This window comes from Catenovulum adriaticum (assembly GCF_026725475.1).
Lineage (GTDB): Bacteria > Pseudomonadota > Gammaproteobacteria > Enterobacterales > Alteromonadaceae > Catenovulum > Catenovulum adriaticum.
Genome location: NZ_CP109965.1, coordinates 1,579,858 through 1,603,814, shown reverse-complemented (window position 1 = coordinate 1,603,814; position 23,957 = coordinate 1,579,858). Strand labels below are relative to the sequence as shown.

The 23,957-nt window shown below is 38.1% G+C and carries 18 protein-coding genes and 1 riboswitch; of the genes, 14 read left to right on the top strand and 4 right to left on the bottom strand.

The features are described 5' to 3' along the window. Positions 1 to 5: 5 nt before the first annotated feature. The 11 genes from cobT to OLW01_RS07065 all read left to right on the top strand — a co-directional run bounded on the left by cobT (position 6) and on the right by OLW01_RS07065 (position 12,803). On the top strand, positions 6 to 1,082 hold the full coding sequence (gene cobT, locus OLW01_RS07115) for a nicotinate-nucleotide--dimethylbenzimidazole phosphoribosyltransferase (protein ID WP_268073076.1): 1,077 nt from the start codon (positions 6 to 8) through the stop codon (positions 1,080 to 1,082). Beyond that, positions 1,082 to 1,870: an adenosylcobinamide-GDP ribazoletransferase gene (locus OLW01_RS07110; protein WP_268073075.1), complete on the top strand. Its 789-nt coding sequence runs from the start codon at positions 1,082 to 1,084 to the stop codon at positions 1,868 to 1,870. Before cobT ends, OLW01_RS07110 begins: the two co-directional genes overlap by 1 nt. Next, on the top strand, positions 1,867 to 2,493 hold the full coding sequence (gene cobU, locus OLW01_RS07105) for a bifunctional adenosylcobinamide kinase/adenosylcobinamide-phosphate guanylyltransferase (RefSeq protein ID WP_268073074.1): 627 nt from the start codon (positions 1,867 to 1,869) through the stop codon (positions 2,491 to 2,493). Before OLW01_RS07110 ends, cobU begins: the two co-directional genes overlap by 4 nt. Then, complete coding sequence (locus tag OLW01_RS07100) at positions 2,477 to 3,121, top strand: histidine phosphatase family protein (protein WP_268073073.1); 645 nt, start codon at positions 2,477 to 2,479, stop codon at positions 3,119 to 3,121. Before cobU ends, OLW01_RS07100 begins: the two co-directional genes overlap by 17 nt. 50 nt (positions 3,122 to 3,171) lie before the next feature. Further along, positions 3,172 to 4,635: a cobyric acid synthase gene (locus tag OLW01_RS07095; RefSeq protein ID WP_268076183.1), complete on the top strand. Its 1,464-nt coding sequence runs from the start codon at positions 3,172 to 3,174 to the stop codon at positions 4,633 to 4,635. 96 nt (positions 4,636 to 4,731) lie between these two features. Beyond that, a complete protein-coding gene (gene cobO, locus OLW01_RS07090) occupies positions 4,732 to 5,337 on the top strand; it encodes a cob(I)yrinic acid a,c-diamide adenosyltransferase (RefSeq protein ID WP_268076116.1) in 606 nt (201 codons plus the stop codon). A gap of 3 nt (positions 5,338 to 5,340) precedes the next feature. Then, positions 5,341 to 6,207 (top strand): cobalamin-binding protein, encoded by an 867-nt coding sequence (locus tag OLW01_RS07085; RefSeq protein ID WP_268076114.1) that lies wholly within the window; start codon positions 5,341 to 5,343, stop codon positions 6,205 to 6,207. A gap of 364 nt (positions 6,208 to 6,571) precedes the next feature. Next, positions 6,572 to 8,278 carry a DUF4856 domain-containing protein gene (locus OLW01_RS07080; RefSeq protein WP_268076113.1) on the top strand — a complete coding sequence of 569 codons (1,707 nt, stop codon included), beginning with the start codon at positions 6,572 to 6,574 and terminating at the stop codon, positions 8,276 to 8,278. Positions 8,279 to 8,368: 90 nt separating this feature from the next. Beyond that, positions 8,369 to 9,586, top strand: a complete 1,218-nt coding sequence (locus OLW01_RS07075; protein ID WP_268076111.1) for an imelysin family protein — start codon at positions 8,369 to 8,371, stop codon at positions 9,584 to 9,586. 20 nt (positions 9,587 to 9,606) lie between these two features. Continuing rightward, positions 9,607 to 11,778 (top strand): TonB-dependent receptor family protein, encoded by a 2,172-nt coding sequence (locus tag OLW01_RS07070; protein ID WP_268076109.1) that lies wholly within the window; start codon positions 9,607 to 9,609, stop codon positions 11,776 to 11,778. A gap of 62 nt (positions 11,779 to 11,840) precedes the next feature. Continuing rightward, positions 11,841 to 12,803 (top strand): sterol desaturase family protein, encoded by a 963-nt coding sequence (locus OLW01_RS07065; protein WP_268076107.1) that lies wholly within the window; start codon positions 11,841 to 11,843, stop codon positions 12,801 to 12,803. Between the two features lie 97 nt (positions 12,804 to 12,900). On the opposite strand, the gene OLW01_RS07060 is transcribed toward OLW01_RS07065, so the two are convergent. Together OLW01_RS07060 and OLW01_RS07055 are read right to left on the bottom strand one after the other, a co-directional pair. After that, the gene (locus OLW01_RS07060) at positions 12,901 to 14,091 is read right to left on the bottom strand and encodes a cadherin repeat domain-containing protein (protein ID WP_268076104.1); all 1,191 of its coding nucleotides are present in this window, start codon (positions 14,089 to 14,091) and stop codon (positions 12,901 to 12,903) included. A 16-nt stretch (positions 14,092 to 14,107) separates the two neighbouring features. Next, positions 14,108 to 16,072 carry a TonB-dependent receptor gene (locus OLW01_RS07055; protein ID WP_268076102.1) on the bottom strand — a complete coding sequence of 655 codons (1,965 nt, stop codon included), beginning with the start codon at positions 16,070 to 16,072 and terminating at the stop codon, positions 14,108 to 14,110. A gap of 105 nt (positions 16,073 to 16,177) precedes the next feature. Continuing rightward, a riboswitch (cobalamin riboswitch) is annotated at positions 16,178 to 16,369 on the bottom strand. A 193-nt stretch (positions 16,370 to 16,562) separates the two neighbouring features. On the opposite strand from OLW01_RS07055, the gene OLW01_RS07050 reads away from it, so the two are divergent. The 3 genes from OLW01_RS07050 (at position 16,563) to OLW01_RS07040 (ending at position 19,628) form a co-directional block, all read left to right on the top strand. Next, positions 16,563 to 17,759 carry an amino acid aminotransferase gene (locus tag OLW01_RS07050; protein ID WP_268076101.1) on the top strand — a complete coding sequence of 399 codons (1,197 nt, stop codon included), beginning with the start codon at positions 16,563 to 16,565 and terminating at the stop codon, positions 17,757 to 17,759. 138 nt (positions 17,760 to 17,897) lie between these two features. Continuing rightward, positions 17,898 to 18,476, top strand: coding sequence for a hypothetical protein (locus OLW01_RS07045; protein ID WP_268076100.1), 579 nt, complete (start codon positions 17,898 to 17,900; stop codon positions 18,474 to 18,476). Positions 18,477 to 18,839: 363 nt separating this feature from the next. Continuing rightward, positions 18,840 to 19,628 carry a glycoside hydrolase family protein gene (locus OLW01_RS07040; protein WP_268076099.1) on the top strand — a complete coding sequence of 263 codons (789 nt, stop codon included), beginning with the start codon at positions 18,840 to 18,842 and terminating at the stop codon, positions 19,626 to 19,628. Positions 19,629 to 19,811: 183 nt separating this feature from the next. Here OLW01_RS07040 and OLW01_RS07035 read toward each other — a convergent pair whose 3' ends face one another. After that, positions 19,812 to 22,931, bottom strand: a complete 3,120-nt coding sequence (locus OLW01_RS07035; RefSeq protein WP_268076181.1) for an efflux RND transporter permease subunit — start codon at positions 22,929 to 22,931, stop codon at positions 19,812 to 19,814. 14 nt (positions 22,932 to 22,945) lie between these two features. Continuing rightward, entirely contained in the window at positions 22,946 to 23,956 is a 1,011-nt protein-coding gene (locus OLW01_RS07030) for an efflux RND transporter periplasmic adaptor subunit (protein WP_268076098.1), read from the bottom strand. Between the last annotated feature and the right edge of the window lies 1 nt (position 23,957).

Genomic DNA, 23,957 nt, shown 5'->3' with positions numbered 1-23,957 from the left:
ATTTTATGAATTGGCAAATAAGTAAGTTAAATGATTCGCTAAAAGCAAATATTCAAACTCAAATTGATATAAAAACTAAGCCACTTGGCTCGCTAGGGCAGCTTGAATCATTAGCGATGCAACTAAGCTTAATTGCGCAAACGCATAACACGGAATTAAAAGCTGAGCGGTGTACCATTTTAATATTTGCTGCTGACCATGGTATTGCTGATGCGGGGGTGAGCATAGCGCCTAGCGAAGTAACCGGGCAAATGGTTGCCAATTTTATTGAAGGTGGCGCAGCCATTAATTGTTTTTGTCGCGTGAATCAAATAAACCTGAAAGTGATAGATGCAGGGGTTAAATTTCCGCCAAATATTCAATCAGAACATTTAATAAATCAGTGGATTAGTGCGGGTACTTTAAATATAGCTGAGCAATCAGCGATGACATTAACACAGGCAACAAAAGCGATAGAAAAGGGGGCTTGTGTTGCCAAAGCACAAATAGAACAAGGTACTGACGTTATTGGTTTTGGCGACATGGGAATTGCGAATACCAGCTCAGCCAGTGCATTATTATGTGTTTTATTGGCTCAACCTGCCGAACAGACTGTAGGACGGGGCACAGGGATTAGTGATGAACAATTTGAATGTAAAAAAGCATTAGTTCAGCAAGCGATTGAGCGAGTATTGATCAAACACGAAAAAACGGATCTCAGTCAACTCAATAGTTTGTCTATGTTCGAGTTATTGGCTGAACTAGGTGGATTTGAAATTGCACAAATGGTGGGGGCTATGCTTAAAACAGCAGAGCTAGGTAAACCCGTTGTTGTTGATGGTTTTATTGTGTCGGTCGCCGCTTTAATTGCCTATAAAGTAAATCAAAACATAGCGGATTATTTTATTTTTGCTCATCAAAGTAACGAACAAGCCCATTTAGCCATATTGAATTATTTTGATGCATCGCCATTGTTGCAGCTTAATTTGCGCTTAGGCGAAGGCACAGGTGCGGCTTTAGCTATGCCTTTAATTAAAAGTGCGGTTGAGTTTTATAACCATATGGCAACGTTTGAACATGCAAACATATCAGCCGTGGGTTAATGAATAATTTAACCACTATATTAAAACAAGAGCTTAATTTAATTGGAATCGCGCTTACTTTTTTTAGCCGGATTCCTTGTCCGATTCAGCTTGACTTTTCCGCTGATAAATTAAGTAAAGCCAGTCGTTATTTTGCACTCATTGGCTGGTTGTTAGGTGCTTTGGTCGCCGTTATATTTTATCTATTTAGCTTTATTTTTAGTGCAGATATTAGTTTGTGGTTGGCAATGGCATTTAGTTTGCTTTTAACAGGTTGCTTTCATGAAGATGGCTTGGCTGATATGGCCGATGGATTTGGCGGTGGGTTTAGCACTGAGCAAAAACTCAATATTATGAAAGACAGCCGTGTAGGCACCTATGGCGCCAGCATTTTAATTTTTGCCTTATTAGGTAAGTTTTTATTGATAAGTGAATTATTTGAGCTTAGCCAAGTTAAGGTGTTTATTTATATTCCTATTGCTTATGCATTATCACGTGGGGTTTCGGCTAGTTTGATTTTTGATATGCAATACCAAAGACAAGATTTAACCAGCAAAGCCAAACCGCTAGCCAACAAACAAAGCAAACTGGATATTGTTATTTTAGCTATGAGTTTAATGCCCCTGTTTTGGTTATTATCCACAAATCAATTGGGGCTTTTACTCGTTGCCCTATTTATTGTTAGATATTTATTGAAGGCGTTTTTTAATAAACAAATTTCCGGCTACACAGGTGATTGTTTAGGTGCTGCGCAACAGTTATCTGAATTGCTGATTTATTTATTGTTAATTGCGAGTTTAAACGTATGATTTACTTTATTATTGGTGGTGCGCGTTCAGGTAAATCAAGGTATGGTGAAAATTTAGCGAAAAGCTTAGCTAATAATCATAAATCCTCAGTGCTCAATATTGCGACCGCGCAGCCAAGCGATGAAGAAATGAAAGCCCGCATTAAACAACACCAAATTGATCGCCCAAGCGATTGGCAACTTGCCGAGGTGCCATTTGAGTTATCTGAATATTTACTCAAGCTTGAAGCTCAAATAAAAAAGGCTGAAATTAATCAAAAGCCATTTCCCAACGTTATTTTAATTGATTGTTTAACCCTGTGGTTAAATAATCATCTATTTTTAGCAAGCCATTTAACAGAACAAGCCATCCAAAAATGTGAACCAGAATTAACGCCTAAACCTAATTTTTATGAGCTGTTTGAGCAATTAAAATCCGCCTTATTGTCATTAAGCTGTGATGTTATTTTAATTGCAAATGAAGTAGGCTTAGGTGTTGTTCCTATGGGTGAGATCAGCCGTCAATTTGTGGATGAGGCTGGACGACTAAATCAATCAATGGCGCGTATTGCAGATCAGGCTGTCTTGATGACAGCGGGTTTGCCGCTTATTTTAAAAGGAGGCCATCATGACCACCCCAATTAAGACCTCAAGATTTACTCTACTGCGCCATGGTGCGGTGTCAGGCAGGCCTGCCTTATATGGTCAAACCAATGTTGCGTTAAGCGAACAAGGGTTAAAAGATATGTATGAGGCGGTTGAAATACTCGATAAATTTGATCCTATCGATAAAATATTTTCATCTCATTTATTACGTTGTGCCATGTTTGCTGAAGCGTATGGCGAATCGCATAATCATGAAATTACGCTAGATTCTCGTTTATCAGAAATGGATTTTGGTCGGTTTGATGGCATACCTTACGACAGACTCAGACGCCATTGGGATAAATTAGAAGCTTTTTGGGCTAACCCTTATAAAAATACACCACCCGAAGGTGAGCGCTTAAAGCAATTTGGCATTCGGGTTAAATCTATGTGGCGCGATTTACAGCAAGATAACCAAGGTGAGCATTATTTAATTGTTGCTCATGGAGGCGTTATTCGCATTATTTTGGCCTGTATTTTAGATATTGATTGGAAAAACGCACACTGGTTTAGTCAGCTCAGAGTAGATTATGCATCAATCAGCCAAATTGAAATCACCACCCATAAAAACGGTGCACCTATTATTAAGTGTATTGGCGCTAAACCTGCTGGCTTAACTCAAAGTTAAGCGCAATATTGAAACATACTTAGAGTAATACATTGAGTCACAAAACAATCATGGTGCAAGGCACCAGTTCGGATGCCGGGAAAAGCATGCTAGTTGCTGGTATTTGCAGAGTTCTGGCGCGTAAAAAACTAAAAGTTGCCCCCTTTAAACCGCAAAATATGGCATTGAATAGTGCCGTTACTCAAGATGGTGGTGAAATAGGCCGCGCACAGGCGGTACAAGCTTTAGCCGCTAATGTTGAGCCTTTAATTGATTTTAATCCTATTTTATTAAAACCCAGCTCAGATACAGGCGCACAGGTTATTGTACATGGAAAAGCCATATCAAATATGCAGGCCAAGGCATACCATGATTATAAAAAAGTAGCGATGGATGCGGTTATTGAATCACACCAAAGATTATTAAACACATTTGATGCAATTGTGGTTGAAGGCGCGGGGAGCCCCGCTGAAATTAACTTACGCGAAGGTGATATCGCCAATATGGGTTTTGCTGAAAAAGTTGATTGCCCGGTAATTTTGGTTGCCGATATTGACAGAGGCGGCGTATTTGCACAAATTGTTGGCACTTTAGATTTATTGTCTGAGTCAGAAAGAAATCGCGTGATTGGCTTTGTGATTAATAAATTTCGCGGCGATATTGCTTTATTAACATCAGGTTTAGACTGGTTAGAAGCCAAAACCAATAAACCCGTGTTGGGTGTATTGCCTTATATTCAAGGTTTAGATATAGCAGCAGAAGATGCCATTCATACCAGCCAGACATTAACTGAAACCAAACTCACTGTGGTTGTGCCAGTCTTTCCGCGGATCAGCAACCACACAGATTTTGATGCACTGCGCCAACATCCCAATATTAATCTAATGTATGCCGCACCGGATAAACCGCTGCCCAGTGCGGATTTAATTATTTTACCCGGCAGCAAAAATACCCGTGCTGATCTTGCACATTTAAAGGCGCAAAGTTGGGATCAACAAATTAAAAAACACCTTAGGTTTGGCGGGAAAGTCTTTGGTATTTGTGGCGGCTATCAAATGCTCGGGCTCAACATAGCTGACCCACTCGCGATTGAAGATAAAGCAGGCAGTACAAAAGGTTTGGGTTACCTGCCAATAGAAACTGAGCTCACGTCGAATAAATTACTTAAACAAAATCATGGCATTTTTAATTTAACGGGCGCTGATGTTGCTGTTGCTGGCTATGAAATTCATTGTGGGCAAAGCCGTATTATTGGCTCTGAAAAAGCTAAATCATTATTAACGTTAACCTCAGGTACAGATGGTTTAATTGATTTAGCTAGCAATCAAATTGCGGGTTGTTATTTACATGGCGTTTTAGATTCTATTGAAGTTATTCATCAGCTTGGTGATTGGTGCGGTGTTAATTTACAGCAAGATCAAAATAATGGAAGTTTAGATTATAAAAAACAGCAAATTCAAGCGCTTGACATTTTAGCTGACGCCTGTGAACAATATTTAGACTTTGAAAAAATAGAGTATGCTATGGGCAGATAATACTTGCCAATTAACTTGTAGCTCGAAAATTAATGAAACAGAAAAACCATTTAAATGGTTTTTAAATCAAATAACAGACAAATAAAAAGGTTTTTTATGGTAGATGAAAATCGCAAAAATGAACGTCACCAAGCAAGAATGCAGCGTTTAAAAGATAAAGTGGATGCCAAAATTAATGCTGCAACCGAAGAACGCGGCATTGTGATCGTGATCACAGGTAACGGTAAAGGTAAAAGCACTTCAGGCTTTGGTACGGTCGCCCGCGCAGTCGGTCATGGCTTAAAAACCGCTGTGGTACAGTTTATTAAAGGCACTTGGGCTTGTGGTGAGCGCGATTTATTAGAAAAAAATGGCACTGAGTTTCATGTGATGGCAACAGGCTTTACTTGGGAAACTCAAAATAAACAAGCAGATATTGAAGCGGCACAAAAAGTTTGGCAAGCCGGTAAAAAATTACTGAACGATGAAAGCGTAGATTTAGTTTTGTTTGATGAGCTGACCTATATGCTAAGTTATGACTACTTAAATATAGATGAAGTGTTAGACGCTATTGTTAATCGTCCAGCCAATCAACACGTAGTGATAACCGGGCGCGGTGCTCACCGTGATTTATTAGAAATTGCCGATACCGTTAGTGAAGTTCAATCGATAAAACATGCGTTTGAAGCCGGTATTAAAGCGCAAAAAGGCATCGACTGGTAAAAAATGAAAATTAAAAGTCAGCTTTTTTTAATCGTTAAATCTTTACTACTACTATTAACCTTTAGTTTTTCATTAAGCAGTAGCGCAGCCGACAATAAAGCCGTGAGGCTAGTTGTGGCAGCGCCGCATATTGTTGAAATGCTCTATGCAATTGGCGCGGGTGATAGCATTATAGGCACTACCGAGCACTCAGATTACCCGCAAGCAGCGACAAAAATTCCAAGGATTGGCAATTATGCTGGCTTGCAAGTTGAGCGGATTTTACAGTTAAAACCCGATTATATAGTGGCTTGGAAAACCGGCAACCCAGAGGTTGATTTAAATCGACTTGAAAAATTAGGTATGACGGTGGTTTATTCAAACCCAACCGACTTAAAAAGTGTTGCCGACGAATTAATCATGTTAGGTGAATTAACCGGTCAAAAAAGCAAAGCAAACCAAATAGCCACTGCTTATATGGATAAATTGAATAGGTTAAAACAAAAATATAAAACGCATCAACCAATTTCAGTATTTTATCAATTGTGGACAGCACCGCTGACAACAGTGGCGAATAATGCTTGGCCTCAGCAATTATTGGCGATTTGCCAAGTAGACAACCCATTTATTGCGTTAAAAGGGGACTATCCTCAATTAAGTATTGAGCATGTGATGATGGCAAAACCAAAACTTATTATTATTCCAACTTCGACGGGTGAACCTAATCAAATTAAAGGGTATTGGCAACAATTTAACGCTATTCCAGCGGTTAAAAATAAGCAAATCATAACGGTTAATTCTGATAAATTACATCGAATGACGCCCAGAGCATTAGATGAATTAGAAGTGATGTGTGAAAAAATAGATAACGCGAGAGCGGTATATTTTTAACTGCTTTTAACTTTACCTGCAGTTAGTCTAAGTTAGTTAAGATAAAAGCGAAAATAAATTGCAATAGAAAACTAGCTAATTAACACATCAACACTCATGGATACAGTGCTTATCTTTTTTTATTTGAAAGGCCTTGCTGGCGACAGCAAGGCCTTTTTGTTATTGGGTCATTTTTACGTTGGCGGTCAACCGCACTCATAATTGGTAATTTTTAATTTGGTAACTGGATTTCAATTTATAACTTTACTTTATGATGACTATAAACCTAAAATCAAAAGCTAGTGAAAATGAAATTGATTCCCATTTATCTTTCGTATAATCTATTAGACATAATAAATTATTAATCCACTGAAGGATAATCCCCATGAGATATAAACATTCGGTTTTAGCTGCTGCCATACTAACTTTTATAACGGGCTGTGGCTCTTCTAGTGATTCAGATAATGAACAAGAAAACACTGCGCCTAGCGCAATCGTACTTTCATCAAATACTGTGATGGAAAATCAAACTGAAGTCACTTTAGGTGAATTATCAGCAACTGATGATAATTCAGCTGATTTAACCTTCGAGCTAGCTGAAAATGCAGATAGTCGCTTTGAAATAGAAGGTAATTCACTAAAATTAAAAGCTGACACGGTAGTTGATTATGAAACAGAAACCTCTATTAGTTTACCTATTATTGTTTCTGATGGTGAAATGAGCACTGAAGAAACGGTTCAAATTATCATTGAAGATGAGTTGGACTATTATGCCTTTCCAAGTAAATTTATTAATGGTGAAGATAGTGTAAGTTATTCAGGTCAAGTTGCCCGTCATGCTATTATTTCTCAATTAAACAACTATATTTCATCTGAATTAGAACAGGATTTAAATAATCAAGTATTGACCACTGAAGCAGAAATTTTAGCAAAATTAAACGCTTATTATTTCGCGCAAGATTCAGCACCGGTAGGTATAGATGTAGCGGCAATATTAGATGCCGATATTAGCTTTGTAGACAATAGTGAGCAAAGTAATATTAATGCGATTTCATCGGGTAAAAATTTAAAAGGTAAAATAGCGGGTAACGATGCAACAGGGCAACATAAAGATTGGACCGCAGGTGACACTTTTGTTGGTTTTGGCGCTGACTTTATGGGCAACTTTGAAAACACCCCGGAAGGTTTATTATTAGCTTTATTTGATAAATTGGCTAAGAACTCAATCGAATTTTATACCAATGGTACTTTATCTTCGCCATATATCACTGCTGAAGGTCATGATTTAAAGCAATTAATTCAAAAATTCTTATTAATGTCAGTTGCTTTCTCGCAAGGTACTGATGATTACTTAGACGACGATACTCAAGGGAAAGGTTTATTATCAGAACACACCCAAGATGGTGAAAGTGCGTATTCTAAATTAGAGCACCAATGGGATGAAGGTTTTGGTTACTTTGGCGCGGCACGTAATTATTTAGCCTACTCAGATTTGGAAATTGCTGCTAAAGGCGGCCGTGATGGTTGGAATAGTGGTTATTACGATATTAACCAAGATGGCAAAATTGATTTAAACAGCGAATATAATTTTGGTAACTCAACCAATGCAGCTAAACGTGATTTAGGCAGCAATGGGGTAACGGATTATACTCAAGATGCAATGCAAGGATTTTTAAAAGGCCGACAACTTTTAAATGAAACTGCTGGTAATGAATTAACAGCTGAGCAAATGACCGAGTTGCAAGGTTACCGAGATTCAGCTGTATTGGCATGGGAACAATCAGTTGCGGCAACTGTTGTCCATTATATAAATGATACGCATGCTGATGTCAGCGCAATAGGAACCACTGAATTTAGCTTAACTGACGTGGCTAAGCATTGGTCTGAATTGAAAGGCTTTTTCTTAGGGTTACAGTTTAATCCAAGAAGTCCATTGTCTGATGCAGACTTTACCGCTGTTAATGAGTTAATTGGAGATATGCCGGCGACAACAGACACCGAAAAAGAAGCTTATTTGGCTGATTTAATCAAAGCACGCAATATATTAGAAGCATCTTACAGCTTTGATGCAACTGTTACCGCAAACTGGTAATAGCTAAACAAACATTAAATATTAAAAGGTTGGCACATTTGTGTCGGCCTTTTTGTGTTTTAAACTACTGTAAAATAATTGAGTCGATTCATGAAAACTATTCAAAATAATAAATGTATAGGGCTGTTTGTAAGCCTGTTTTTATTAGCGTCTTGTGGGGAGTCGGTTGAAAGTCAAGCTGGCTCTGAATATGGCTTAACCTCCAATTTTACTGAATCGGAGCTAATTAATCACTTAACTGACAAGGTCATAAAACCAAGACATCTCGCATTTTTAGATTCAGTTGAGCATCAAGTTGAAACCATAACCAATTATTGTCAAACATTAGCTGACACAGACAATATGGATAAAACTCAAGTACAACAGGCATTTAAAAACTCACTTGCCAATTGGCAGCAAATTGAAGTAATGCAAATGCAAATATTGTCAGCTGATACTAATGCACTGAGATCTCAAATATATTCATGGCCAGATTCAACCACTAGCTGTGGTGTTGATCAGGATGTGGCTTTTTATGCTTCAGGCTCTGTCAATGGACAACCTTATAATATTAAAAATCGATTGAACAATCGTAAAGGGTTAGACGCGCTTGAATATTTATTGTTTACCGAAAATTTAAACCATAGTTGTAAAGTCGAATCTGGCGCATTAACGGGTTGGAACGAGTTAAATAGTCAAACCCGAAAAATTCAACGCTGTGAATATGCAGCGTTAGTAAGCCAAGATATACTCGATACATTTAAGCAAGTTGAAAACCATTGGTATCAAGGACAAACGCCATATATTGAAACGTTAAAGCAGGGCGATGTTCGGGAGGCCATTAATACACTCGGTCAGGCATTATTTTATGTGGACTTTTTAAAAGATAATAAACTTGGTGTACCGTTAGGTTATTTTAGTAATCAGTGCGGTAATGCACCATGCCCAAATGATATTGAATCACAATACAGCCAATTGTCATTGACTAATATTCAACATAATTTAATTGCATTTAAAGCCTTATTCACCGGCGAAACAGAACAACTAAGTGGCGATAACGAAAATGCGCTTGGGTTTGATGATTATTTAGCAGCTGTGGGTGATTCAGAAACTTCGGATACTATTTTAGCTAGGCTTGCACAAGCTCAACAAGTACTTGAAAGCATAAATGCTGACTTTGCTACTGCGTTAACAAATCAAGGCGATGAATTTATTAAGTATCAAACTTTACATGCTGAATTTAAAGCCATAACAGATCAGCTTAAAACTCATTTTATTACCAGTTTAGCCGTCGAATTACCTGATTCGTCAGCAGGCGATAACGATTAAATGCGCGGGAACACCTTACAATGAAATATAATAAAATTACGCTTTTAATAGCATCTGCTTGTTTGTACTCTCAATTAGCGAATGGCGAACAGACTCAAGAAAGCTACGTTGAGCATATTCAAATTTTAGGCACGCACGATAAACTCAGAACACAAGGTGGAGCAACTAGCTTAATTGGCGAAGAAGCTCTGGCCCAATTTGAGTTTGACGACATCAATAAAGTGTTGGCTAATGTGCCAGGCGTTAATATTCGTGAAGAAGACGGTTACGGATTAAGACCAAATATAGGTTTTCGTGGGACAACCCCCGAGCGTAGTAAAAAAATATCGTTAATGGAAGATGGCATACTTATCTCACCAGCGCCTTATTCTGCACCATCGGCTTATTATTTTCCTATGGTGAGTCGCATGACGGCTGTGGAAATTTTTAAAGGTCCAGCCGCTATAAAATATGGACCAAATACGGTGGCGGGGGCATTAAATTTAGTAACACGAGCAGTGCCTAAATATGCGGAAACAGGAATAGATTTAGCATATGGCTCTGATAATTATAATAAAGCTCATTTACATCATGGAAATAGCAGTGGTAAGTTTGGTTATTTAATTGAAGGCTTACATACTCAAGCTGATGGTTTTAAAAATATTGATTTTTCAAAGCAAGATACCGGATTTGAAAAAAACGATATTATGACAAAACTTAAGTATGATTTAAGTCAGGATAACCAAGCACATTACCTTGAACTTAAATTGGCTTACGCCGACGAAACTTCAAACGAAACTTACCTAGGCTTAACGGATCAGGATTTTGCTGATTCACCGTACCGACGTTACGCGGCAACCAGTGAAGATCGAATGAACTGGGATCACCAAACCTATCAATTAACGCACTTTATTGAGCTCGCTGAATTTAACGTATTAACCCGATTATACCGCCATGATTTTGCCCGAGATTGGCGTAAAATCAGTTCTTTAGGTCAAAATGCGCCCGCGTTGTTAGAGGTTTTAACTGCGCCCGATGATCCTGAAAACCAAGAGTATTACGCACGACTTAACGGCAGTGAAAGCGGCGATATTATTTTAGGGACCAATGACAGAAATTATCGCTCACAAGGCTTACAAACCGATTTAGGTTGGCAGTTTGAACTATCGGGTTTGCAACATAATGTAGACCTAGGTTTACGTTTACATAAAGATTATATTAACCGAGATCATTTTGAGCAAACGTATCAAATGAGTTCGCAAGGCCAGTTAGGGCAAGCCAGTGAGAAAACCTTTACTACGGTAAACCGTGAGGAAGCGACCGCGGTTTCTATTTATGCGCAAGATGCCATCCAAATTGAGCAACTAACCCTAACGGCTGGAGTACGTGGGGAATATATTGATTCACGTTATCAAAACAGAAAAAATGACAACGACTGGCTAGAAAAAGAAAGCCGTATCTGGTTGCCCAGTTTAAGCGCATTTTATCGTTTATCAGCAGATTATGGGGTGTTTGCGGGTGTACACAAAGGGTATGTGCCTAGCAGCCCTCAACAAAATGACCAATCAGTAGAGGCTGAGCAAAGCATTAATTATGAAATAGGGTTTAGACAAAACCACAAAAATCTAAAAACGGAATTTGCGTTGTTTTACAACGATTATAGTAATTTAAAAGAAAGTTGTACGTTTTCACAATCGTCAAACTGCCCGCTAGATACTGACTTTAACGGCGGTAATGTCAATGTTGCAGGTTTAGAAAGCCAAGTCGCTAGCGTTTTGTCGATAAATACATCTATTGATATGCCTTGGAGTTTTACTTATAGCTATATTTATTCTGAATTTGAGCAAAGTTTTGATTCTGACTACCCACAATGGGGGCTGGTAACCAAGGGCGATTCTATGCCATATCAACCTGAACATAGTTTGGCTTTATCGCTTGGATTACGAGCGACTGATTGGCAATTATCTGCACAAATAAAATATACAAGTGAAATGCAAGAAACCGCCGGCGCAGGTGCCGTTTTATCAGGCAAGCTGATCCCAAGCACAACTATGGTTGATTTATCGGCCAATTATCTTTTGACCAACGAGCAAAGCATTTATTTAAAAATAGATAATGTCACTGATGAAACTCAAATTGTCAGCCGCCGGCCAAATGGAGCGAGACCTGGCAAACCCAGAACTTTAATATTGGGCTACAAGTTTAACTACTAATTTAACTACTGATTATGGACACTTTGATAAGCTGGTTTAATACAAATGTAATTGATTTGGTAATGGACTTGTTCGATGCCAATAAACGTATGTATTGGCTTTATTTGTTAGCTTCGTTAGCTTTGGCGATGAGTATCTTAATGGTCAAAGCTTATCGAACTGAAAAACCTAAATCATTTACTGGATGTTTGGCTGCGGTTTTTAATTCAAAGATTTGGTGGCATCGCAGTGCCCAAACAGATTATAAATTGATGCTGCTTAATCGAGTTATTAAAGCGGTTTTTGTCACGCCATTTTTGTTTGCGAGTTTCCCTATTGCCATTTTTATTTATGATAGTTTTTCTGGCGTTAGGGGGCCTGCCAATTTAATTAGTCACTCAAACATAAACTTGTTTTACTTTACGTTAATTCTATTTTTACTCGATGATTTTACCCGTTTTGCATTGCATTATGTGTTACATAAAGTGCCTTTTTTATGGCGTTTTCATCAAATTCACCATAGTGCAGAAGTGTTAACCCCATTGACAGTATTTCGATCGCATCCAGTCGAAGGAGCACTTTATGCAATGCGTATGACGCTTGTACAAGGTATTGCCGTTGGGATTGGAATGCTGATGTTTGGACCCGGCTTAACGATGCTTGATGTTTTGGGCGCTAACTTGTTTATTTTTGTGTTTAATATTTTAGGGGCTAATTTAAGGCACTCACATATCTGGTTAAGTTGGGGGAAAAGAATTGAATATATATTTATCAGCCCAGCGCAACATCAATTGCATCACAGTAATAACCCAGTACACTTTGATTGTAATTTTGGCACTTGTTTATCTATTTGGGACATTTGTGCTAGATCGCATATTTTAGCGCCAAAAATGAAACCTTTTAAGCTCAAGTTTGGTTGTAATAACGCTAGTGGCAAATATGACAGTTTAATCGCGCTTTATTTTTATCCCTTTGCGCCTTTTTATGCCAAGTTGACTAAATTAAAAATGATTTTCAAAAAACCTTCAAAAGCTAAGCTTATATAAGATTTTTGATGAGTAATTTGATAAATAAAAAGCGCGATAATGACTGTGGTTTTCACGGTTATTAAAGCGCTTTGTTTACTTTCTTTTTGTTATTTATTTAGAATAAAAACTCTACACGAGTAGGTGGTAAATCAGTGGTAATGCGGTTTTCAAGTAAGCTGTTATCTTCAACTGAATAAACGTCAACACCTGGTGTCGCGGCATTAGATACTGAAATCCATAGTCTGTTTTCAGTATCTAATGCAATATCAGCAATGCCTTCATTATTAATTGCTGTTGCAGCAATATCAGCTTGTGTGATCTCACCTGTTGATGGATTAAATTGGTATAAGCTGGAAACCGCAGGCCAGCCACCAGATACATAAAAATAACCTTGTTCATCATTAACAATAACAGATTCGTTAATTAAACCAGTGGTATTACCTTCAATATCTGTTGCATTTAAAACTTCAGTTAAGGCGTAGTTATTTAAACTGATTTTTTCTATTTTGCTCGCTGAAATATCAGTGGCTGAATAAGGTGCATGGGTCGTTACATATAAATTTTCGCCATATACAGTTAAGCTATCCTGCTGTGGATTAGTGCCGTTTAGTGGGATTCCTTTTAAGGTATCTTCTGAATTAGCATTAGTTTCAATTTCTTCACCTGTTTGCACATCGAATATTGCTACATAGGCAGTTTCCGGTGCCCAAGCAGCATCTAAACGCTGCATAATCACGTATAACTTATCGTCGTGGATCAAACCATCAGCCGCAGTTGGTTCGCCTTTTTCTGTATTATAAGCAGAAAGATCAATACTGCCGATAATAAACTCTGAATCTTGAGTTGCACTTGGGTTAATTATTAAAACTTTATCTGAACCATAACGGATCACAAAAGCTTTCTCTTCATTTACAAACACAATATCATAAGGGTTACCAGATGCTTCTTCACCCGCTTGTTGAGTTGAAAAACTATACGCAGAATTTTGCAGATTTTCGGCGGTGAATTTTTCAATAGTATCTATGCCAAACTTGCCAATATGATAAATATCATCCTGATACGTTTTAATGCTGTAGTCGGTTTTAACTAGCGTTTTACCGATTCCGTCGGTGGTAATTTCAAAGCTTTGGCTATCTAAAACAACCACTTCTTGACCACTTGTATAATCAGAGTTTACTGTTTGAATGGCAACGCCTGAAATCGGTGCTTTAATTTCGTCATTGTTATTGCTGTTATTGTCAGATGAACAGGCAGCTAAAAATAAAGCTGATGCGATTAGACTGGTTTTAAAAATGGCGCGTGTCATAGGTTTAAATCCTCTATTATTCATAATTGAAGGTAACGCTGAGTTTAAATGAGCGACCAACGGCAGGGCGATTGGCCAAATTTTGATAACGTTGATCAGATAAATTTAAAATTTGCAGTGCAAAACGCCAATTGTTCATTTGATATTGGCTATTAATATCGACAAGCGTACGTTTTGCTTGACTGTCGTCTATATTGGCGCGTGAAATATAGAGTGCTTTATCGTGTGAGGCACTTAGTGACAGGTTAAATGCTTGTATCGGCTGATATTTTATTTCAACTTGGTATTGTTCATGATAAATGCCAGGCAACATTTTGTTGTCATACGCAGTTTCAATCGAGTCTGTATTTGAATCTTGTAAGGTTAAATTTAACAATAAATCAAATTGAGATGAGATTTGGTATTGGCTCGTGAGCTCAAAGCCCAATATTTGCGCCTTTGAGATATTTTGATAAGAGCCAACGCCGCTGCTGTTATAAATTGCGATAATCGCATCTTCAAGTTGGGTGGTATAAAGACTTGAATCTAACTGCCAATTTTTTGATTGAATCGCATAAGCGAACGAAAACGTTGAAGAGGCTTCAGGCGATAAATCGTCATTACCTTTTAACATACCTCGATCGCCATAACGCTCAAATAAACTTGGGGTGCGTAAACCTTTTGCTGCATTAATACTAAAAAATTGCTGGTTAAGCTGGTAACTTAAACTGGAATCAAAACTAAAATAATTATTGTGGTTATTTTTTGGCTCAAACTCAAATTCGGTTTGTTGGTTGAGTTGATTGCTATTATCGTCAAACAATTGATTTAATAATAAATGTGCAGACCAATTATTTTGATTAAATTCAAAACGGCTACCTAAGTGCATTTGAGTTTGCTGGGCAATAATATCGCAACTACTAACGCCATTACAGCCTTTACCTTGTTTGCCATTAGCGGATTCAGATTGGTATTCACTATCAGAAAATTTAAGGTAAGGCGTGGCTTTAATGGCATTTAAATTAACCAAAGCACTCAAGTTAATAGCCTGAGTATCCGTTTTATAATCGTACCGTTTTGGTTTAGTTGAGATAAATTTATCCCAATAGATTTCTTTTTTTGACTCTACATAAGCTTCGGCTGAAATACGTTCAATTAAACCATGATCCACCAACCAGTCATCTGACAAGCTTGATCTGCGGGTGTTGGTATCAAGCGAAGCTTTATTTTTATTGGAGTTATTACGGTAACTGGGGAGTTTTTTATCTTGTCCAGTAAATTGAAAAGAAGCTTTTATTTTATGATCGCCTATCACAAAGCTATCATTTATATAGGCACTTAGTTTTTGATAGTCGTTGTTTCTGAGTTTTTCTTCGGTTGACTGCTGAGGATTGTTTAATGGGGCCGGCACATGATATGGATAATTATTGGCTGTGGTTAAATAAGATAAATTAGCACTCATTTGATGCCCGCCTAACTGAACACTTTTTACGGCACTTAACTGCGCTAAATTAAAAGAGCCTATTGCGCCACTGATTCGGGTTTGGTTTTTGTTAGGATCTAAAGTGTTAATTTTAATCACCCCACCAATGGGGGTTGACCCCGTATCAACTGCCTGACTTTTACTAATTTCAATACTTTGAATTTGTTCAAGTGGCAGTTGGTTTAAGTCAAACCCGCCGAATTGACCTGAATTAATCAGTTGGCCGTCAATATAAAACTGAACTTGTTTATGGGTACTGCCTCTGATTGAAACTGAAACTTGATTACCAATCCCACCAACCTGTCTAATTTGAACGCCAGTTTGTTTTTGTATAATGTCAGATAAACTTGAGCCTTTTGATAAAAAGTCAGACCGTTGAAGCAAGGTATAATTGGTTTTATATGTGGTTTTTTCGCCTTCAACTTTAATCACATCTTTAATTTCACTTTTAGCTAAGGCGGGCTTAGCGGTTAATAGCAAGCCATAGAAGATAAAAATAAAAGTTGATTTGGTATTCATGAAAACCCTTTATACAAATAACAAGGGTGGGGAGGTAACATAAAACCCAAGCAGGCAAATTGACTGATATTGGTTTTAGTCAACTCAAATCGCCCACCGCAATTCTGGTTGTGAATGTTTCAGGCCGGTCTCCGGGCTTTCAACGTGGCATGTGCCTCAATTTGTGTCCTTCCCATTAATTAACAGTGGACATTTTTACAAATATTTCGTTGATTACCGTTGCGGGGGCAGCGTTAGCGTTTAACTAAACTTCCCGTTTAACCAAAATAAATTGGCACCTGTAACAATTGGCGCGAACTTTAATCAAAAATAGGTTAATCGTCAAATTTTTATTGTTTTTGACTTGATAGGAATGGGTTTATATCCAATATAAGTGAATAAATATTCACTTAATCACAAATAATCCCAGCTTAATTCTGTTAACTTTGAATTAGCTGGTGTATGATAATGGCGTTTATTTTTTACATTCACAAAGTAGGAAGCTCAATTCATGTTTCAGCAACTAACAGCTTTACCAGCCGATCCTTTATTAGGCATTGCGGTAGCATACCGTCAAGACGACAACCCGAAAAAAGTTGACTTGGGTGTTGGTGTTTATAAAACAGAAGAGGGCAATACGCCTATTCTGACCAGTGTAAAAAAATCGCTTCAAATTTTACTCGATAGCGAAGAATCAAAATCTTACATTCAAGCTCGTGGTAATCAAGCATTCTTAGATGGCATGGAAAAGCTTGTTTTAGGTGCTGATAATCCTTTATTAAGCTCAAACCGAGTTGAATCTGTTCAAGCGCCAGGCGGCACAGGTTCATTAAAGTTAGGTTTTGAATTAATCAAACGCGGTAACCCAAATGCAAAAATATGGGTGAGTGGTCCTACTTGGGCAAACCATAATGCGTTGATTAAATCGACCGGTTTAGCAAGTGAAGAATACCCATATTATGACAAAGTAAATAACCAGTTAAGAGCAGATGAAATGCTTGAAGCTTTTGCTAAATTAGGCAAAGACGACGTTGTATTATTACACGGTTGTTGTCATAACCCGACAGGTGAAGATATTCCTGCTGATTTATGGCCAAAAATTGCAGATTTAGCCGTTGAAAACGGGTTTACCCCATTTATTGATATTGCTTATCAAGGTTTTGGTACTGATTTAGAAACAGACGTACAAGGCGTTCGTCATTTATTAAGTAAAGTACCAGAAGCTTTAATTGCAACTTCTTGTTCTAAAAACTTTGGTTTATACCGTGAGCGTACTGGTTTAATTACCACTATTAGCGAAAGCCCGGTAGCCGCTGGCATTGCATTAACGCACGTATTAAACATTGCTCGTGAAATTTACTCTATGCCACCTTCATATGGCGGTGCGACTGTAGGTATATTATTAGGGGATGAAGCTCTAACAACTGAATGGAAAACTGAGCTAGCAGAAATGTGTGCTCGTATGCGTTCATTACGTGCTTTATTAGTTGATAAATTACACGCGCGTGATGTTGACCAAAGTTTTGACTTTATTAACCGTCAAAATGGTATGTTTACTTTCTTGGGTATAACGCCTGAGCAAGTACAAGCGATTCGTGATGAGTACTCAATTTATATGGCAGGTAGCAGCCGAATTAATATTGCTGGCATTTCAAATTCAAATGTTGATTATATTGCTGACGCAGTTGCTGCTGTATTAAAAAAATAAGCTAAAAGTAAGTTGACTCGTTCAACACTTTTGAAAAGCCGAGATAAAAACATCTCGGCTTTTTTGTTCCAAGATGTTTAAATAACCATTAGTTTTTATATGACTCGTTTTTTATATTAAAGGTGAAATGAATACTGGATGAACTATTTAAAATTAATATCGCTCATAAGTTTAACGCTGTTTGTTTCTGCTTGCTCTACTCGTCAGGCTGGTGAGCGTTTTACTGGGTCAACTGAGCAAAGATTGGTCACTTATAGTATTCGCGATATGGCAAAAGAAATGGCTAAAGAGCCGATTTCTGTGATTCGCGATAAAGCAATTGTGTTTGAAAGTCATTTTGTTATTCATAATCAAGTACAACTATATGCAGAAGAGCGAATAAAAACTGAGCTTATTGAAAAATACAATGTGCGTTTTGTGGATGCAGATGATCCTAATGCCAGTTACAAACTGAAATTCTTTTTTACTTCGTTAGGCACTGATAGAGACCAAGCAGGTTTTTCTTTGCCGATTATTAATTTAGCTGAACCAGAGCGTAGCACCTCTATTAGTTTGTTGGCAGTTGATATGTATCATGGTATCGCTGAGTGTAATTACTTTTTAGAAGATTTAACTGAAAATCGACTGTTAAAAACCGGTAAAATTAATGCGCGTGTAAAAACAGATAAATTTACAACACCTATTTTTGGTTTTCCAATATCCGATATTGACGATTAATTTTTGCTAGGGCTTATTGCTCTTTTGACGACCATTTTGTAAATCGCCCTTTAGGGCGTTTTTCTTATGCAAACGATTAAACAGAATATTTTGCCAGTTTACACTCTGGTAATTTGACAACCAGAACCGAGCCTCCATACTTTTAATATTCTTTTATAAATGTTCGTTTATAAATATTATTTTATTATCTGCAATCAACATTGTTTGGCTTAACCATTTGTCTGTGGTTTTAGCTGTATCTGAATTCGACTCTTATTTAATCATCAGTAGTTTTATGGCGAGTAAGTTAATTACGAGTTGAGATTAAACCCCATTAGCCTGTTGTCACAATCAAATATTTGCAATTGGCTAAGAGGGTATCAAATGATCCGCACGACAAGCGCTCGGCTTAAGTCTATTCAACAGGCATTGGGTGTTGAAGCTGATGGTATTTTAGGTGCGCAAACATTAACTGCATTAGAATCACATTTAAATATCACCCCTGAAGCTTTAAAACCCATCAATCAAAATTTGGGCCTACAGCTGAGTCAAAAAGGCATAGATAAATTAATTAGTTTTGAGGTGGGCTCAAAAGCGTATTATCAAAAATATTTACGTAAGCCTTGTTGGCCTGGTGCTAGCTCGGGTATTACCATTGGTATTGGATATGATTTAGGTTATCAAAATTCGGATAGCTTTAAACACCATTGGCAATGGATATTAACGAAAAAACAAATAAATTATTTATTACCAGCCTGCGGGTTGACGGGACAGACGGCCAAACTCAAATTAGCCGAGTTTCAACAAGTTAGTATTTCTTATAAATCGGCAATGCAGGTTTTTATCAATTCAACATTAACCTTATATGCAAAACAAACGTTAAGAATTTACCCTGAAATGATCCAATTAAAACCCGATGCACAAACGGCATTAGTGTCTTTGGTATATAATCGAGGGGCCAGTTTAGCGAATAAACCAAGCCGTCAGGAGATGCGAGATTTAGTCGATTTGGTGAAAAGTCAAAACTACCAGTCGATTGCCAATAGCATCTTGCAGATGAAGCGATTATGGGGACCTCAGTTATCAGGCTTACATAAAAGGCGAGATATTGAAGCTGAGTTAGTGTTAAACGCTAACCGTGACTATAAACCGAATGAGTTATATCGGGTTTGAATTCTTGTTTTTTTGAATGCTAGCTTGTTTAAAGTGAGCGAGTACAAGTGGATGCGCTTAAATGTTGATTCGGCCCAGTTGTATCCGCTCAGTTTTACTCGCCCAGTTTAAGTAAAGCAAGCTTGATTAAATTCCAATTCATTCAATATCAAGCTTGCTTCTGTCTGCTGGTTTTAGTTACTTTTATCCTATTTGAACGCTTTTAATAGGCTTTTTGTTACGGTTAAATAGCCGATATAAAACCGGTAGCACAAATAAGGTCAGCAGTGTTGATGAAATAATACCGCCAATAACGACGGTTGCTAGTGGCCTTTGCACCTCAGCTCCCGTGCCTATATTCATCGCCATAGGGACAAATCCTAAACTGGCAACTAAGGCAGTCATTAATACAGGTCGGAGTCGCGTCATAGCTCCATCAATAATGGCATCATATAAATCACCATTTTGATTAAATTTTTGCTTAATAAAAGACAATAACACTAAGCCATTTAAAACCGCGATGCCGGATAGGGCAATAAAGCCAACACCAGCAGATATGGAGAGCGGCATATCTCTTAACCAAAGTGCCATTATCCCGCCAGTTAAGGCCAAAGGTACACCCGTAAAAATAATTAACGCGTCTTTAAACGAGCCAAATGCTAATATTAATAACGCAAAAATTACCAGTAAAGTAACAGGTACTACAAACACTAAGGTTTGGCTAGCCGATTCAAGTTGCTCAAACGTACCACCATAATCTAACCAGTATCCAGCGGGTATATTAACTTCTTGGGAAATATTTTGCTGTGCAGCTTGTACAAATGAGCCTAAATCTCTGCCTCTAACATTAGCTGTCACAACCACGCGTCGCTTTCCGTTTTCTCGACTAATTTGCGCCGGTTGCGGCGATAATACGATGTTGGCGACTTCACCAAGCGGGACATATTCGCCAGTAGAAAATTGAAGCGGCAGATCTTTTAATTTTTCAATTTTTACCCTTTGTTGTTCGGGTAAACGCACGATAATTTCGAATCGTCTGTCGCCCTGAAAAATCAGTCCAGCAGATTGGCCGCCAATGGCGGTCGCTACCGTTTGTTGTAACTGAGCAACTGTTAACCCATAACGGGCCAGCGCAATGCGTTTTGGCTCAATTGAAAGCATAGGTAAACCGTCTACTTGTTCAACTTTTACATCTGCTGCGCCTTCTACTTTATGTAAACTTTTACTGATTTGTTGAGCGGTTTGTAGTAATAAATCTAAGTCATCGCCAAACACCTTTATGGCTAAATCGGCTCTAACGCCAGAAATTAATTCGTTGAAACGCATCTGAATAGGCTGGGTAAACTCATAATTATTGCCGGGAATCGTTTTAACTTTGGCTTCAATTTTTTTAATGAGTTGAGCTTGAGTTAAAGTCGGATCAGGCCAATGCTGGCGAGGTTTAAGCATAATAAAATTATCTGCGACATTGGGCGGCATAGGATCGGTGGCCACTTGTGGTGTGCCTATTTTGCCAAATACTTTATCAACTTCTTCAAATGATAAAATGCTCTGCTCAAGTTGGTGTTGCATTTTTACCGCTTGTTCAACCCCTGTACCCGGAATTCGCATGGCATGCATCGCAATATCACCTTCATTGAGCTGAGGCACAAATTCAGTGCCAAGTGTGGTTGCTAACCAGCCAGTAAAAATAAGCAAAGCCACAGCTAAAGATAAAACTAAATATTTAAGTTTTAAAGCTAATTTTAATACTGGTAAATAACCCCATTTGGCCGCTGAAATAATTGGGCTTTGTTTTTCACTTACTTTGTCTGTCATAAAAATAGCAATGGCGGCGGGTACAAATGTAAATGCTAATACCATGGCGGTTAATAACGCCATCACTACAGTCGCCGCCATAGGGTGAAACATTTTACCTTCAACCCCAGTTAAGCTAAATAAGGGGATATACACTACAGTGATAATGGTAATACCAAACAGGCTAGGGCGGATAACTTCATTAGTGGCGTCGAATACTAAAGCTAAACGCTCTTTTAAATCAGGTTTATGTTTCGTATGTGATAATTTTAGAATTGAATTTTCAACTATTATGACCGCACCATCGACGATCAATCCAAAATCTAACGCGCCTAAACTCATCAAATTGGCTGATACCCCCATTTTAACCATGCCGGTTATAGTGGCGAGCATGGTTAATGGAATCACTAACGCCGTTATCAAGGCAGCTCTTAAATTTCCCAGTAATAAAAACAAAATAAAGATAACCAATAAAGCCCCTTCAACTAAATTGGTTTGCACTGTGTTGATGGCTTTATCGACTAAACGAGTTCTGTCGTAAAGGGTTTCAATGACCACGCCAGCGGGTAACGAGTTTTGAATATTTTCTAGTTTTTTGGCAACAGCCTGAGCGACTGCCTGCGAATTTTCGCCCACCAGCATCATCGCGGTACCAATAACGGTTTCATCTCCGTTTAGAGTTGCAGCGCCCGTTCTGAGTGATTTACCAATGGCGACATCAGCAATATCTGAAATTTTAATTGGCACCTGATCAAACTGTGTTATCACTAAATTTTCAAGTTCGGTTATTTTGCTTAACTGACCCGGCGATCTCACTAATAGTTGTTGCCCATTTTGTTCAATATAACCAGCGCCTTGATTTTGATTATTATTTTTGACCGCTTCAACAATCATATTAAAATCAATATTATATTGAAGCATTTGTTGAGTACTTGGGGTGATATGAAATTGTTTGGCATAACCGCCAATCGTATTCACTTCAGTAACGCCTTTAACTAACGCGAGTTGAGGTTTAATTATCCAATCTTGAATTTCACGTAACGCGGTTGCATCATAAGCTTCGCCATTCGCTTGTTTAGCATTTGGATTTGCTTTTACAGCATAATTAAAAATTTCACCCAAGCCTGTGGCAATTGGCCCCATTTTTGGGGTTATGCCTGAGGGTAATTGGCTTTTTATACTGGATAACTGCTGGTTAATCAGATTTCGAGCAAAGTATAAATCTGTGCCTTCTTCAAATACCGCAGTCACTTGAGATAAACCGTAACGAGATAATGAACGGGTATAGGCTAAATTTGGTAAACCCGCCAGCGCCGTTTCTACGATAAACGTAATTCTTTGCTCGGATTCAAGTGGCGAATAACCAACCGCTTGCGTATTAATTTGCACCTGAACATTGGTAATATCGGGCACAGCATCAATAGACAATTTTTGGTAGCTGAACAAACCCACCACAATAATCAATAAGCTTGAACAAAGCACTAACCAACGCCGATTAATTGCGAATTTTAAAATAAATTCAATCATCATAATCTCCCAGATTAATGGCTATGACTAGCTGATGATTTCGCTAAATCAGCTTTGATTAAATAGCTGTTTTGGCTGACATAAACATCGCCTGCTGTTAAACCTGAGTTTATTTCAGTGTAAAGGTTATCTTGTTGGCCGATAGAAATCTTACGCGCTATATAAGCTTGTTCTTTTTTAATAAAAACAACTTTATGGCCTTCGTGCATTTGGATGGCATGGTTATTGACGCGCATATTGGCTGATTTTTGGCTAACCACAATATCAGCAGTCACCATTAAACCAGGATGAAAATTAGTTTCTGAATTAACTAATTTAAGATGCGCAATTAAATAAGGTTTTGCTTGAGGGCTCGGGACTATATGCATAATTTTAGCTTTTAACCGAGTTGTGTTGAGTTGGCTTGATGGTTTAGCTAAAGATTGATTTGGTGTTGAAGGGGAGGTTGGCACATGCACCCACACGGTTTGCCCTGCCGTTACTTTTGATTGTTGGCTTGGGAAAATTTTAAGCTCAACCCAACGGATTTTTTCATTAGCGATAGTAAACAAAACTTGTTGCAGCGATAATTCACCTGCATTGGCATGCCTGTCGGTCACTATACCCGAAATAGGTGATTTTAATGGATAAGGCTTTAAACTTTCATTGGACTCTATATTAGCTAAAATTTGACCCGCTTTTACTTCATCGCCAATATCAACGGTGACATTATTGATGACACCATTAAAGCGTGCTCGAACGTGGCTCACTTGGGTAGGGTGATAAACGATTTCGCCATAAGCCGTGATTGTTTGACCAATTGGCCCGGGTTTCACTGTTTGGGTTTGTATACCCGCTTGTTCGGCTATTTTATCGTCAATGATAACTTGATCATGATGAGGTTCATTTTCGGTTGAATGCCCATCTGATGCATTAGTGGAAAAAGCCGATAGCATGGCTAACATTCCTAAACTCAAAACGGCTAAATTGAGTTGAGCAAAACGAGTGGCGGATAAAAATGGGTTGAAGCGATTTATTAAATTCATC

What these genes read in the sequence shown, in the direction of transcription:
- cobT (WP_268073076.1), top strand. Translation starts at nt 6, where the DNA reads ATGAATTGGCAAATAAGTAAGTTAAATGATTCGCTAAAAGCAAATATT.
- OLW01_RS07065 (WP_268076107.1), top strand. Translation starts at nt 11,841, where the DNA reads ATGGACTTGTTCGATGCCAATAAACGTATGTATTGGCTTTATTTGTTA.
- cobO (WP_268076116.1), top strand. Translation starts at nt 4,732, where the DNA reads ATGGTAGATGAAAATCGCAAAAATGAACGTCACCAAGCAAGAATGCAG.
- OLW01_RS07085 (WP_268076114.1), top strand. Translation starts at nt 5,341, where the DNA reads ATGAAAATTAAAAGTCAGCTTTTTTTAATCGTTAAATCTTTACTACTA.
- OLW01_RS07050 (WP_268076101.1), top strand. Translation starts at nt 16,563, where the DNA reads ATGTTTCAGCAACTAACAGCTTTACCAGCCGATCCTTTATTAGGCATT.
- OLW01_RS07040 (WP_268076099.1), top strand. Translation starts at nt 18,840, where the DNA reads ATGATCCGCACGACAAGCGCTCGGCTTAAGTCTATTCAACAGGCATTG.
- OLW01_RS07055 (WP_268076102.1), bottom strand. Translation starts at nt 16,072, where the DNA reads ATGAATACCAAATCAACTTTTATTTTTATCTTCTATGGCTTGCTATTA.
- OLW01_RS07075 (WP_268076111.1), top strand. Translation starts at nt 8,369, where the DNA reads ATGAAAACTATTCAAAATAATAAATGTATAGGGCTGTTTGTAAGCCTG.
- OLW01_RS07095 (WP_268076183.1), top strand. Translation starts at nt 3,172, where the DNA reads ATGGTGCAAGGCACCAGTTCGGATGCCGGGAAAAGCATGCTAGTTGCT.
- OLW01_RS07030 (WP_268076098.1), bottom strand. Translation starts at nt 23,956, where the DNA reads ATGAATTTAATAAATCGCTTCAACCCATTTTTATCCGCCACTCGTTTT.
- cobU (WP_268073074.1), top strand. Translation starts at nt 1,867, where the DNA reads ATGATTTACTTTATTATTGGTGGTGCGCGTTCAGGTAAATCAAGGTAT.
- OLW01_RS07035 (WP_268076181.1), bottom strand. Translation starts at nt 22,931, where the DNA reads ATGATTGAATTTATTTTAAAATTCGCAATTAATCGGCGTTGGTTAGTG.
- OLW01_RS07045 (WP_268076100.1), top strand. Translation starts at nt 17,898, where the DNA reads ATGAACTATTTAAAATTAATATCGCTCATAAGTTTAACGCTGTTTGTT.
- OLW01_RS07060 (WP_268076104.1), bottom strand. Translation starts at nt 14,091, where the DNA reads ATGACACGCGCCATTTTTAAAACCAGTCTAATCGCATCAGCTTTATTT.
- OLW01_RS07070 (WP_268076109.1), top strand. Translation starts at nt 9,607, where the DNA reads ATGAAATATAATAAAATTACGCTTTTAATAGCATCTGCTTGTTTGTAC.
- OLW01_RS07110 (WP_268073075.1), top strand. Translation starts at nt 1,082, where the DNA reads ATGAATAATTTAACCACTATATTAAAACAAGAGCTTAATTTAATTGGA.
- OLW01_RS07100 (WP_268073073.1), top strand. Translation starts at nt 2,477, where the DNA reads ATGACCACCCCAATTAAGACCTCAAGATTTACTCTACTGCGCCATGGT.
- OLW01_RS07080 (WP_268076113.1), top strand. Translation starts at nt 6,572, where the DNA reads ATGAGATATAAACATTCGGTTTTAGCTGCTGCCATACTAACTTTTATA.